The organism is Paenibacillus sp. Aloe-11 (genome assembly GCF_000245715.1).
Taxonomy (GTDB): domain Bacteria; phylum Bacillota; class Bacilli; order Paenibacillales; family Paenibacillaceae; genus Paenibacillus; species Paenibacillus kribbensis.
The window spans coordinates 44,612-57,270 of sequence record NZ_JH601039.1 but is presented as its reverse complement, the minus strand read 5'-3'; the positions used below and the strand labels follow the sequence as shown (position 1 = coordinate 57,270).

The 12,659-nt window shown below is 44.1% G+C and carries 15 protein-coding genes; 5 read left to right on the top strand and 10 right to left on the bottom strand.

Translation table 11 applies throughout. From position 1 onward, the window contains the following. Together WG8_RS00970 and WG8_RS00965 are read right to left on the bottom strand one after the other, a co-directional pair. On the bottom strand, nucleotides 1-720 hold a 720-nt coding region (locus WG8_RS00970; RefSeq protein WP_007428178.1), incomplete at its 3' end, for a carbohydrate ABC transporter permease. Next, nucleotides 720-1,595, bottom strand: a complete 876-nt coding sequence (locus tag WG8_RS00965; protein WP_007428177.1) for a carbohydrate ABC transporter permease — start codon at nucleotides 1,593-1,595, stop codon at nucleotides 720-722. The genes WG8_RS00965 and WG8_RS00970, both read right to left, overlap by 1 nt. 214 nt (nucleotides 1,596-1,809) lie before the next feature. On the opposite strand from WG8_RS00965, the gene WG8_RS00960 reads away from it, so the two are divergent. Beyond that, nucleotides 1,810-2,346 (top strand): GbsR/MarR family transcriptional regulator, encoded by a 537-nt coding sequence (locus WG8_RS00960; RefSeq protein WP_007428176.1) that lies wholly within the window; start codon nucleotides 1,810-1,812, stop codon nucleotides 2,344-2,346. Nucleotides 2,347-2,444: 98 nt separating this feature from the next. Here the strand turns inward: WG8_RS00960 and WG8_RS00955 are convergent, their stop codons facing one another. Genes WG8_RS00955 through WG8_RS00940 form a run of 4 tightly spaced genes read right to left on the bottom strand, consistent with a single transcriptional unit; the run spans nucleotide 2,445 to nucleotide 5,969 of the window. Continuing rightward, entirely contained in the window at nucleotides 2,445-3,437 is a 993-nt protein-coding gene (locus tag WG8_RS00955; RefSeq protein WP_007428175.1) for an SPFH domain-containing protein, read from the bottom strand. Nucleotides 3,438-3,456: 19 nt separating this feature from the next. Next, complete coding sequence (locus WG8_RS00950; RefSeq protein WP_007428174.1) at nucleotides 3,457-4,251, bottom strand: TPM domain-containing protein; 795 nt, start codon at nucleotides 4,249-4,251, stop codon at nucleotides 3,457-3,459. Further along, nucleotides 4,251-5,282 carry a hypothetical protein gene (locus WG8_RS00945; RefSeq protein WP_007428173.1) on the bottom strand — a complete coding sequence of 344 codons (1,032 nt, stop codon included), beginning with the start codon at nucleotides 5,280-5,282 and terminating at the stop codon, nucleotides 4,251-4,253. The genes WG8_RS00950 and WG8_RS00945 overlap by 1 nt, the downstream gene beginning before the upstream one ends. A gap of 27 nt (nucleotides 5,283-5,309) precedes the next feature. Beyond that, the gene (locus WG8_RS00940; RefSeq protein WP_007428172.1) at nucleotides 5,310-5,969 is read right to left on the bottom strand and encodes a PspA/IM30 family protein; all 660 of its coding nucleotides are present in this window, start codon (nucleotides 5,967-5,969) and stop codon (nucleotides 5,310-5,312) included. Nucleotides 5,970-6,338: 369 nt separating this feature from the next. Between WG8_RS00940 and WG8_RS00935 the strand changes: the two genes are divergently transcribed. Continuing rightward, a complete protein-coding gene (locus tag WG8_RS00935; protein ID WP_007428171.1) occupies nucleotides 6,339-7,490 on the top strand; it encodes a glycosyltransferase in 1,152 nt (383 codons plus the stop codon). A gap of 225 nt (nucleotides 7,491-7,715) precedes the next feature. On the opposite strand, the gene WG8_RS00930 is transcribed toward WG8_RS00935, so the two are convergent. After that, nucleotides 7,716-8,273 (bottom strand): PadR family transcriptional regulator, encoded by a 558-nt coding sequence (locus tag WG8_RS00930; RefSeq protein ID WP_007428170.1) that lies wholly within the window; start codon nucleotides 8,271-8,273, stop codon nucleotides 7,716-7,718. A gap of 284 nt (nucleotides 8,274-8,557) precedes the next feature. On the opposite strand from WG8_RS00930, the gene WG8_RS00925 reads away from it, so the two are divergent. After that, a complete protein-coding gene (locus WG8_RS00925; protein ID WP_007428169.1) occupies nucleotides 8,558-9,031 on the top strand; it encodes a tautomerase family protein in 474 nt (157 codons plus the stop codon). Between the two features lie 131 nt (nucleotides 9,032-9,162). Here WG8_RS00925 and WG8_RS00920 read toward each other — a convergent pair whose 3' ends face one another. From WG8_RS00920 to WG8_RS00910, 3 genes are all read right to left on the bottom strand, one after another. After that, nucleotides 9,163-10,107: a ring-cleaving dioxygenase gene (locus WG8_RS00920; RefSeq protein ID WP_007428168.1), complete on the bottom strand. Its 945-nt coding sequence runs from the start codon at nucleotides 10,105-10,107 to the stop codon at nucleotides 9,163-9,165. Between the two features lie 73 nt (nucleotides 10,108-10,180). After that, nucleotides 10,181-10,579 (bottom strand): DoxX family protein, encoded by a 399-nt coding sequence (locus WG8_RS00915; RefSeq protein WP_007428167.1) that lies wholly within the window; start codon nucleotides 10,577-10,579, stop codon nucleotides 10,181-10,183. A gap of 69 nt (nucleotides 10,580-10,648) precedes the next feature. Beyond that, entirely contained in the window at nucleotides 10,649-10,876 is a 228-nt protein-coding gene (locus WG8_RS00910; protein WP_043890659.1) for a DUF896 domain-containing protein, read from the bottom strand. A 304-nt stretch (nucleotides 10,877-11,180) separates the two neighbouring features. Here WG8_RS00910 and WG8_RS00905 point away from each other — a divergent pair, with 304 nt between their 5' ends. Both WG8_RS00905 and WG8_RS00900 read left to right on the top strand, forming a co-directional pair. Further along, nucleotides 11,181-12,044, top strand: coding sequence for an MBL fold metallo-hydrolase (locus WG8_RS00905; RefSeq protein WP_007428166.1), 864 nt, complete (start codon nucleotides 11,181-11,183; stop codon nucleotides 12,042-12,044). Between the two features lie 179 nt (nucleotides 12,045-12,223). Beyond that, nucleotides 12,224-12,619, top strand: a complete 396-nt coding sequence (locus tag WG8_RS00900; protein ID WP_007428165.1) for a VOC family protein — start codon at nucleotides 12,224-12,226, stop codon at nucleotides 12,617-12,619. The last annotated feature ends 40 nt before the right edge of the window (nucleotides 12,620-12,659 follow it).

The following is a 12,659-nucleotide window of genomic DNA, read 5'->3' as shown; positions in this document are numbered from 1 at the left end:
CGCCAGTCCATAGGCTCCTCCTTCCACAAAAAAGCTGCGCAGACCGGCTGATACTAATTGCAGATTCGGGTCCTTGGTAATGAGCATCGGCCAAAAGTAGTTGTTGTACTGGTCGATGAACGTAATCAATACCATCACGGCAAAGGTCGAGCGAACCAGCGGCGCTATAATGGTCCATAAAATACGGAAGTGAGAAGCTCCATCCAACTGTCCAGCTTCCACCAGTTCGTGAGACACCTGCAGGAATGCCTGCCGGATCAGGAAAATAGAGAAAACACTGACACAGTTGGTTACGATTAATCCCGTATAGGAATCCAGCAGTTTAAGCTCGCTGAGAACCAGATAGCTAGGCAGATAGACGGCTGTACTCGGAATCATGTAGCCTACCAGAATCAGTCCAGTGAGTACACCTTTCATGCGAAAACGCATATGGGTGAGTGCATAGGCCATCATGCTGGAATTAACAATCTGCAACAGACAGATCGCCGCTGCTACAAACGTACTGTTCAGCATGTAGCGAGCAAATGGGGCAGAATTCCATGCATCCATATAATTGCTCCAGCGGAACGCTTCTGGCCAGAACGTTGGCGGGAACTGCCATATCTCGTCATTGGTCTTGAAACCGCTGATGGCCATCCAATAGAAAGGAAATGCCACAGTCAGACTGATCATGCCAAGCAGCAGGTAACGGATTACTTTACTTAGAGCTGTCATATTCATCAATAGTGCACCAGGCGTCGGCCAAGCAGGAAGGATATCCCTGATAGCAATACGCAAATCAGAATAATAACGACGGCAATGCCAGAAGCTTCGCCTACATTGAATGATTCAAACGCAGACTGATAATACATGTAAAGCAGTGTCCTTGTTGCCCCGGCCGGCCCTCCCTGTGTCATCACATTAATCTGGTCGTAGGCCTGAAGCGACTGAATCGTAAGGATGATGGACAGGAAGAATGTTGTTGGCGAAATCAACGGCAAGGTGATACTCCTGAATTTGTCCCAGCTGCCTGCCCCGTCAATCGACGCCGCTTCCAGCAAATCGGATGGCAGGTTACGCAAGGCTACCAGGTAAAATACCATCGACCAACCAATTGATTTCCACAGCGTAACGATCAGGACAGCTACAAGTGCCCAATTCGGATCTTGAAGCCAGCCAATCGGGGAAATTCCGAGCCAGCCGAGCAAAAGATTCGCGAGGCCTACCCGGGGCTCGAAGATCCATGACCATGCAATGGAGACGGCTACGGTTGGCGTGACCCAGGGTGAGAACAGCAATGTCCGAAACAGACCAGATGATTTAATATTTCTGTTCATTAAAAGGGCCAGCGCCAGTCCACCAACAATCGTTGGTATAACACTCCCAAGGCCAAATAGCAGAGTCACTTTCAGAGACTGATAAAATTCAGAATTCGTTAACAGATAGGTATAATTCTCCAAACCAACAAACCTTTTTTCCGGACTCATAAAGTCCCAATCTGTAAAACTCAGATAAACAATGTATCCCAATGGTCCCAGCCAAAAAACTAGCAGTGGGATCAAAGCAGGTAGGGTGAAAAGAATCGCTTCTGTCTCCCTCCATAGTCTCACACGCACTTCGCACACTCCTTGTTGTTCAAATTTTGTTTTACATTGATACGAAAATACTTCAAAACGTTCGTTTTTTCTATTATGTACAAAAATAATTGTACAGCACATTTGAAAAATTTAATTCCTGGTTATGTTAAAATAACGGGAGTCATGTAAAATATGAAGAATTAAAAGGAAATCCCATCCTTATAGTAGAGGTGAGATTGTGGGTAAAGAGGTTATGGAGGATCAGAATCATTCAGCGTTGCCTTGCCGGAGTGAATTGAGGGAGAAAGTGATTGATGCAATTGCCAATACGATGGATTTGTACGGGGTCAATCATTCATTTGGACAGTTGTATGGCATTATGTATTTCGAAGATAGGCCTATGACGCTGGAAGAGATGAAGACGTCTATGAACATGAGCAAGAGTAATATGAGTTACGCTGTACGTTCTCTTACCGAATCGCAAATGATATATAAATTGGAGGAAAAGCAGGAACGAAAGGACCTTTATTGGGCGGAGACCGACTTTTTTCGCACCTTTCAGAACTTTTTCGGAGCTAAGCTGCAAAGGGAAATTGACGTGATGGAGGAAAGTCTTCAAGAAGCTATCCCAGGATTATCCAAAATCATTCTGGCGGAAGCAACCCTGCCTGAAGAGAGGGAGAAAGCTTTGCAGGACCTGCATAAACTCCAGCACGCAGAGCGGTACTACATGTGGTTGCAGAAATTCGTAGACCAGCTGCGGAATGGTGCATTTTACGAAAATGCGTAGACTAAAAAGCAGACACGGAGAACAGACAGCAAAAAGAGTGAGCTTCGGGGTCAATCCAAACCTCGAAACTCACTCTTTTCTTCACGAAAAATGATCAGTTACACGCTCAATTTCTGCCCACAATTCGGACAGAAGTTAGCTCCTTCGTTTTTGGTACCGCAATTCGGGCAAAAATTAAGCTTTTTATGATCGCCAGAAGGAGTAGGAGCCTCGGAAACAGGCCTAGTCTCAGCCGGTGGCTGTTGGCCCTGGTTCACATTTTTCATCATTTCATTCGCTATATTCATCCCCATCATCATACTCGCCATATCGGCAGCAGCTCCGCCGCCTTTTACGTTGCCAGATGCAATACCGTCCGTCATCGTCACCTGCTGATACTTTTGCAGATTACCGATCATTTCATGAGAAGCTGTCTTCGTAATCATATCCTGGATCTCTTGCGGATAGTTGAAGCTCATCACATGGAAGCCGGTAATCGTCATGCCGTTGTCCATCACTTGCATGTCCAGGTCTTCTTGAATACCCTTCGAGATATCGGAAGCATTCGCCTGCAAATTAAACATGTCCTTCCCTTCTCTGCTGATCCACTTCATTAACAGCTGATCCAGCACAGAAGTAATCCGGATCTTCACATCTTCAACCAGATAGCTGTCTTTCACCCCGGCGATCTTGTCGATGAGTGTAACATAATCGTTCACTTTAAAATTAAATGTGCCATTGGCGCGAATAGGCATACCGCCCGGAAGCTGGGGAGTCGGGATTAAAACTGGATTCTGCGTCCCCCATTTGACGGTAAACTCCTTTGTATTAACGAACAAAACCTCTACCCTCATGCCGCTGTTAAAACCAAACTTGAACCCTTTTAACGTAGACAGGAACGGGATAATATCAGAGTCAATGCTATACGACCCTTCATTCTCAAAAATCCCCTCAATCTTGCCGTTATTTACAAAAATCGCGTCTTGACCGGAGCGGATAACCAGCTTGCTGCCTTTTTTAATCTCACGATTGCTCCACTTCCAAAAAATCATATCATCTCTGAATTCTTCCCATTCTACAACATTCGCAAATTGATTTCTAAAGAACCCCATTCTGCATCCATCCCTTCAGTTAAAATGATCCTCTGCTGCCGCTATGCGAATGACCGCCACTGGTGGTTCCGCCACCACCGCCTGAGCTGCTGCTACTGCTGCTCTTTTCAATCTTCCGCTTTGTTGTCGTTGTGTGAAGGTACATATCCCGATGCTCCAGAACCCCTGAAGTGCTTGCATCCTCGTAGGTCTGCCGATTTACCGTAACCCGACCCCCGGAATTGGACACCATCTTGCCGACGATAATGGCCGCCAATCCCAGTGCAATCGCCAAATGAAGCCAGCCTTTAAAAAATATACTGTCCGGATTCACCCCTGGGCGGATGGCCAAATATCTGTGCGCACCCAAAATATACTTTTGAAATGCCAGTCCATAGTTGCCGTTCGTCAGATCCGGGGTAATCTCATAGCGTATTTTATCTAGTCTATCGTCATCCAGATACCGTTCTGCCTTATAAAATCCGGCCAGGTACACCTCTCTATTTCTCATATCCATCGTCAAAATGACCGCATTACCATGTGATCTGTCATACCCCGGTCCATGATCATCATAAAAATCCTGCGTCATTTTCATAACATCCATATTGTCGGGATTCATAGTAGTAACAATAATAATGTCCGTTTCTCTTTCGGCTCCGTATTGATTAGCCATCGTGTTCAACACGTCATACTCTTCCTGATTAAGCAGTCCTGCTTCATCATAAATCAGTGGCTTCATGTCTGTCGTAGCTGCTTCGCCCTTCATTTCCATCGGAACAGCCAGAAAAACAGCGAAGAACAACGAAATGATAACAATCGCTCTAAGTCTTTTCACTAAGATCCCCCTCCCATGATCAGCCAAGTGATTAGCCTCAATGAAAAGAGAGTAATGCCGAAGATACCTGCAAACCAGGCCGTCACCTTGAACTTGCTAATCGGAGGCTTACCAACTACTTTACCCGTCTGGCCGTTCATCGCAAACGTATGCTCCAATTGGTTATAATCATAGTGTATGACCCATACCGGGAGCAGGACATAATCCGCTTGCTGTAATGTCGTATCAATTTGCTTTTCCGTGTAGTTCACGGACGTATACTCTGACACCGTAGATTGAATATAAGAATCAATATATTCCTTCACTTTGTCTTTCACTCGCGGGAAAAGCTCCTCTTCGTTATAGCTGTACTTCTCCGCAATATAGCCCGCCAGATATGGCGTTTTAAAGGGTTTTAGCTGATCGTAAGGAAACGGCTCCAATTTATCCATCAGCTCGTCATTCATTTTCTCCGCAGCATCAATCGGAACCTTCACATAATCCAGGCGGATTTTCCGATATACATCAAAATGCTGCGTTTCCTTATACTCGTAATCCCCGCTCGTATAGGTTCGTACTTTCATACCCTCGCCATAAGCCTCAATTTTATTATGTAAATCATATAACCAGAAGGGCACATACATCCCGGTTATCCCCTTGATCCGATCTGCTGTCATGAACCGGTTCGGCGTCAGCCGTCCGTTCTTGCACCATTTTTTGAAAGCATCTATCGCTTCTTCCTTGCTGATCGAAAAAGGAATCACCTGCGCCGGAGCCAACTCCCCGGTCAGTCGATCACCGAGAACCACGGCTGAACCGCAGAAGCTGCACACCGTTGCACTCGTCTCCATTTCAGTCATAATCACTGCTCCGCAGTTATTGCAATGATACTCCTGAACCTCATTTTCTGAAAAAATACGATTCATCAGAGGATCAGGAATGGATTCAATATTGTCCTCTCTCCCACAACTATGACAGGATAACATCCCTGTCTCACCGTCAAAGACCATGCCACTACCGCAGTTGGGGCATTTGTATTCAATAACCGGCATCTGCTCACCTCTATCCTGTAGAAACTGTTATGATTCCTTGTTGTTTATTTTCTCTTTGATTGCAGCCAGTTCATCTTCTGCATTCATACTCTTTTCATATTGTGCGAATAAATCATCCAGGTTGTCCTTCGTTCCTGCCCGGAGCTCGGCTATCGCCATCGCTTCATCATATGCCCTGTTCACCTTCTCTTCCATCGCTTCGAAAACAGAACCCTGGCTGCTCATGGAGTTCAAGGCTTGCTGTGCTTTGGCAACCGCCATTTTCCCTTTAAGCTCGGCACGCCGCGCTTCCAACTGCCCCATATCGGACATCAGCTTATCGTGCATTTGTTTCATACCTGCGGCGTTTGCCGAAGCTAAGTCATAGGAGGCTTGCAATTGTTCCAGCTTTTGCGCCTGCAAAGCTTTTCTCTCCAGAAACTTTCGAGCTTCCTCTTCATTTCCAGCTTCCACGGACTTACTGGCATAATGCTGGAGCTTCTTGATCTCGGCTCTGCATTCATCCCATGCTCTTTTCGCCCTTCTCTCATCAGCCAGTACTGAAGCAGTTTCCGCTCTCACCTTGCCCAGATCACTGCTCAAATTCCGCATATAATCGTCAATGGTCTTCTCTGGATCTTCCACCTTATCCAATATGGCGTTGACATTCACCTTCATAATATCCTTAAACCTCGACAAAATTCCCATGATGACCTCCTTCGAAAGGACTACATCCCACCATATCATACATCAAATCCGGTAAAATTTGTTCATCATAGCTAAATTCCAAAAGCTAATCCCATCTAGCCATCCATCCTCACTACGCGGAAATCAAAAAAAGTGCCTGAGCCCTGTCGAAATCATACGTTCAGACACGGGGTCAGGCACTTTGCATCGCATGAACAAATCATGTATTTCATTTTCTTGTGACGCTCGAAAGACACATCCGCAATAAGACCAAGCCTGTTTCGAACCTTGGGAGGTGTTTGACCAGACCACGCTAAATCCATTGAGTATATTGTTATTATTCATGTTATCCAAGGGCTTTTATAATCAATGGTGGAGGGGGAGATCACATTGGCTATCCGCTACAGCGTCATCATTCCAACCTATAATCGAGTCCAGCAGTTGTTGCTCACACTCACTTCATTTGAAACACAAACCTATCCAAAACACCTATTCGAAGTGATTGTAGCTGATGACGGCTCTACAGACGGAACGAAAGAAATGGTCGAAGGCTTCAAAGCATCCTATCCTCTTATCTACGTATCCCATCCGGAACAACGCGGTCGGTCTGCCGTTCGAAATTTGGGACTGCACCGTGCAAAAGGGCTATACATCATTTTCTGCGACGCTGACTTTTTGGTGTTGCCTGATTTCATTAGAATCGTGAGCCGTTATCACCGCAAATATCCCAAATCCGTGCTTTCAGGCATTCCTCACTCGTGGGACGATGCTTTTACCCATTATCACCCAGACTTTTCTCCGGAAGAAAAAGAGCATTGTCGGAGGATACTTACACAATCAGACCTATGGAATCCCGACTTTGAAGCAGCGAATGAAATCATTCCGATCATAACGACAGAGGATATCCTTCATCATACAGGTGCATTGTCAAAAGTAGTTAGCCCCACAAGAGTTCCCCCCAATATTAAAAAGCAATTCGCCACTACAGATGTAGCTCCCTGGCTGCTCCTGATTACACGTTGTGTATCCATCAGGCGCAGCCAATTGATCCGTATTGGCGGCTTTAATGAACGATTTGTACTCTATGGACTCGAAGACTGGGACCTTGGCTACCGGCTGCATCGATTGGGAATTCCTTTTTATTCCATCAAAGAGGTTGTCGGATATCATCAGGAACACCCAACCTACCTTAGAGGGAACGTTTTAAATACGGAAAATCTGAAAATCATGTTTGAAACCTACGGATTCAATGATTCCTCCTTAAATCTGCTCGCCCTTGTCCCCCCATCCGCGGATTTGGAAGTCTACAAAAGTACACTGCGAGTATTACACAGGGGATTCCGTTCCAAGCTGACACGCTCATCAGCCCTGCTGTTAAGAAGGACGCTGCGTTTGGCAGCCAAGCAGTTCTTTTATCAAAAAAATAATCCAGCATACCAAGAATCATTGAACCTGATCAAAAGAAAAGCAGCAAACCGAAAAAGCCGAGTCGCTCACGTGCTGCGAGAAATGCTGCTAAAGTCTGAAAAGCTGGTGGAATAATAGCTACTCATTTACAGCGTACAAAATCGCGTGTATTAAATCTTCCTTACGGGGATGAAAAGCCTCCTCCATAAGGATGCGAGCCCAACTTGGCAAGCAGCTTTATGGAGGGGCAGTCGGGGCCCTGTCCGAGGATAACGACAAAAATGTCGCTATTAGTTTACTATTCCTCAGGAAACTCCAGCATGCTTTCTGATTATTCATTACATATGGATTTTACCAGCGCTAAGAACTCAATACTTTAATGCTTTCATCGCACCAGTTGATTAAGCTGCTGAACTGACTTTTACCATAGCTCATTGTGATCATCCAATATTTGTGATTATGGTCTTTATGCTCTACATTAATAAGCCAACGTTCAAGTTCTTCAAAAATATGCAGGCTTTCCATTAGCTTTTCTTTATGCTCCTGTATGTGCTTTATAATCGTTTCAGGCGAAGAATTGCCGCCAAAAAACACCCTCAATAGCAGCTCATTTTTTTTGAGCATCACCACATGCTCCATGGGCTGAGAAAGCCAGTCGGACAACGTCTGCCTTCCCTGATCGGTAATGCTGTAGAGCTTCTTGTCAGGCTTCCCTTTTTGACGAATAACCTCGACCGTAATGTCCTTTCGGTCCAGTAGCTCTGCCAGGCTGGGATAGATCTGGCCGTAGTTCTCATTCCAAAAGTAGCTAGTACTTTGTTCCATATGTTGTTTTATATCATAACCGGTATGAGGACCCAGACTCAGAATTCCTAATACCGCAAACATTGTATTGGTTTTCCCTGACTGTCTCGCCATTATATATTATGCCTCCTAGTACCTCTAGCGAATCTCCGTAGTATGTCATGTTTTTATTAGACTAGACATAATTATAGCCCATTTGGACCAGCTTCACACTCAATCTATATATTATAAAAATATATATTATTATAATAATTAGTGTTGACAGGGATTTTACACCGTTTTATATTAACGATATCAACAAAACATCAATGAGCTTGCCAAGATGATGCCTCGGGTACACATATCATAAAGGTTTCAAGACATTGCTTGGTTAAACCTCAATAAGGAGATATCCGATTATGACCATAATCAATGTAAATTATCCAGCAGGCCGCATAACGCTTGAACAGCGTCGACTTTTGGCAGAAGGCTTGACGGATGCAGTGCTCGTTCCAGAGGTAGGTCAATATTGTCCGCCAGCAAGAGAAGGGTTCCAGGTCCATTTCACCGAACGTCCAAGAGATTACATGGCAATTGGCGGGCAATTGCTATCGGATCAGCCTGAACGTGATGTTATTACTGTCAATGTTCTGGTGATGGATGGTGACTGGCCTAACGACGTCCGCAAAAAAGTGCTTGAGAATATTCTTGGCAGTTTGACTAAAGTACTTGGTGTACCGGAACCATCCCCGACTTGGTGGGTATCTTTCCAGGTCATTGAAGAAGGCAGTTGGGGTTCCCGCGGCGGTGTCCTCTCCATTCTGGACTTGCTGGATTCAGGGGTATTTACGGAGGAGAAAATTAAGGCTATCAAGCAAAACTTTACACGATAACACATGAGGCTCAGCACTTCTAAAGGTGGGAGGAGCATTAATATCTTGTCGGCTGAAGGACTCGGGAAACACTGGGGAACCTTCCAAAAACGAAAAAACACCCATAAGGGTGTTTTTCATAAGAGTGCTCTTTATTTTCCTGTTAATGTTCTCACTTCAATAGGAAGCAAGTTCGCCTCGATTTGAGCCCGCTCTGGTTCATACCACTCTGGCAGCATTAATTTTTGCCCCAAAGAATCAGCAGGTTCATCGTTAGCAAATCCCGGTGGATCTGTAGCAATTTCAAATAGTATGCCGCCCGCTTCTCTGAAATATATAGCATTAAAATATTGGCGGTCTATGATTGGAGTCGTGTGATAGCCATAATTCTGGACTGTGTTTCTCCAGTCTTCATGTTGTTCGAAATCTTTTGCACGCCATGCAATGTGATGTACCGTGCCTGCTCCACCAATGCCTAAACCCATTTTGGCGAGTGGAACATCCACGATGTTGCCGATTTCTCCTACGGACTGATAACGGGCATATTCGGCGTCTTCACCGATTTTCGTAAATCCGAGTATGCCTTCCAATGCATCCATCGTTTTCTGTGGGTTGACGCTAAATAGCACGGCACCTCCAAACCCCTTAATTGCTTTATCGGCCGAAATACCACCGTAAGACCAAGTACTGTTCGCCCCCGCTTCACGTTCAACAAGCTCAAGACGTAGCCCCTCATTATCCTCGAATTGAAGATATTGTTCAGAAAAACGGCTCGTTTTCGTAACTTGAATATCAAAGCTTTCCAAACGCTGCTGCCAAAAATCAAGTGAACCTGGCGGTACCACATACGAGGTAATGCCCACCTGGCCACCTCCGATTCGCCCTTTGGGGGTTCCTGGTGCAGGGAAAAAAGTAATGATGGTTCCAGGGCTTCCTGCCTCGTTACCAAAGTATAAGTGGTAAACTTCAGGAGCATCGAAGTTGACTGTTTTCTTCAATAACCGAAGTCCAAGGATGCTAGCATAGAAGTCGACATTTTCCTGCGGATTACCCGCAAAAGCTGTAATATGATGGATACCTGTAGTTTGAAGTGACATATGAAACCCTCCTTTAATAGTAGGAACCTTTGTTTTTCGTGCTTAGTAATTTTTAATGGCCTGCATTCACGCTTTATTTAAGTATTGCATCGATGGAATATGAACCTGCTCCTGTCAACGCAATACCGATTACGATGGCCATAAGAACTAGCGGATATTCATAGCCGTTAGCTGTTGACCAGATTCCATTTGGTCCATGTACTTTGACAATCGCTCCGAGCATAGTTACCGTAATTAAGAGTGCAGCCAGCGGAGTGAGCAGTCCTAAAGCAAATAGAGCTCCTCCCAGCAATTCCATCAGCCCAGCGGACACTGCCATGAATACTCCGGGCTTAATTCCGATCGATTCCATCCAACCGCCGGTACCCTTTGGACCATAGCCGCCAAACCAGCCAAAAAGTTTCTGAGCTCCGTGCCCCACCAATAACAATCCAACCACCAAACGTACTAATAACAATCCACTTGCCAACATAAAAATCACTCTCCATATTATATTTTATTTAAAGATTTTTAAATTAAAGGTATTTGGCAAAAATTAAATTCATTGTTTAACTAATTGAGCCTGCTCTCTTCTTAGTTTTTCAGGAGTAACATCATCTCCATTCGGATCATAAATAGTGGAATTCAAGAGGATGCTTTTTACTGAACCCCGAAAAATTTGAAGGTATTCTTTGCGAAGATCGGTTTGTTCAGTCTTTTCAATTTCAGTTAATCCGACTTCTTGTGCTTTTTTTGCAAGCTGATTAATTCTGTTTAAAATTGTAAGCATGTGTATACCTCCATATTCAAAATGTTCTGATCAGTTATATCTTTAATTTATTTATCTTGATATAAAGATATAATATTTTTCTATCCGTGTCAATACTTTTTTAAAAAAAGATCAACCTTGGATTGCTTCACACACCAATATGAGAATCTTTAAACATTTCTGTTGGAAAAAGGTGTAATATTATGAGTGACAACTCGCAAAAATGGGCAGAAGTTACAATCAATGGGACGTGCAGAAAAGCCAGAAGAAATTGCCAAAAATTTTTTTCTTACAAACTATTAACCGAAAGAAAGGGGAAATCAACATGACAAACCAGTTACAAACAAAAGTATTTATTAGTAGCGATCAACATGATGGGTTCGGTGTAAGCTCGACTATTATATATGGTCCTACTGAAGCGTTACTCTTCGATGCTCAATTTAGCCGTTCTAACGCACTTCGTTTAGTAGCCGAAATTCTTGAAACAGGTCGTGAACTAAAACAAATCTTTATCAGTCATTTTCACCCAGACCATTATCTAGGATTGGGCGTAATAAAAGAAGCATTTCCAAACGCACGTGTAATGGCATACAAAGAAGTAGCTGAAGAAGCTAATGAGGCTTTCAGCTTCAAAATCGATTACTGGGGAACTGAGGTCCTAGGCAATAACGGCTCTAAAACGCTGGTAAATATTGAACGCATAGAAGAACCGCATCTCACAGTTGATGGTGAACAAATAGACATTCTGGGATTAATGCGAGGCGACGCTGAACATGAAGCCATTTTGTGGATTCCATCCATTAAAACGCTAGTCGCTGGTGATCTGGTTTTCTCCGATGCACATCTTTGGGTAGCTGATGCTCGATTCCCAGAGGATCGACAGGCATGGCTTGATAACCTCGACACATTAGAAGCATTGAAGCCAGAAGTCATCATCCCTGGGCATGCTCCAAATGACAGACCTTACAATCCAGATGGTATCAAATTTACACGATGTTATTTGAAAGATTTTATGCATCATCTCAAAGAATCAACAGATTCTGCCGACCTAATAGCAAGAATGGAACAACTTTACCCAGACCTGGTAGTGCATATTTGTTTAGAATTGAGTGCCAAAATTTTAAAAGATAAATACCGTTGGGAAGGCGACTGGCCTCATTCACTTCGCGACACGGATGCTGTAATCTGAGATGACGAGTAACAAGCAGAGATGCTGGTGCAAAAGCCATTAGCTTACATCTGGGAAAGGTGAGTTCATGGCTCTTATTAGTACAAACTACAAAAAAATCAGTTAAATTTTATATATTTAGCGAAATAGGAAAGTATAATAACAGAAAAATGCAGGATGTCAAAACATAGGAGGAAATCATGGGCCGACTCGTTCATTTCGAAATTCATGTAGATGACATGGAACGTGCCAAGAAGTTTTATGGCGAGGTATTTGGATGGACATTTGAGGATTGGAGTGACTATGCTGGAACGCCTTATTTTGGAGCTGTGACAGGCGATGCAAATGAACCCGGAATCAACGGGGCCTTGATGCAACGTCAAGGTGCTTCCCCCCAACCTGGTCAGGCTATGAATGGTTATGCATGTACTATGGGAGTGGAAGATTACGATTCTACTGAAACAAAAATTCTTAATCTTGGAGGCAAACTTGCACTGCCAAAGCATGCACTGCCTGGAATGGCGTGGCAAGGGTATTACATGGACACAGAAGGAAATATTTTTGGTATTCATCAGCCAGATGAGCATGCAAAATAGAGTTATACAACAATAGCCCGACCTCACACGGTCGGGCTAT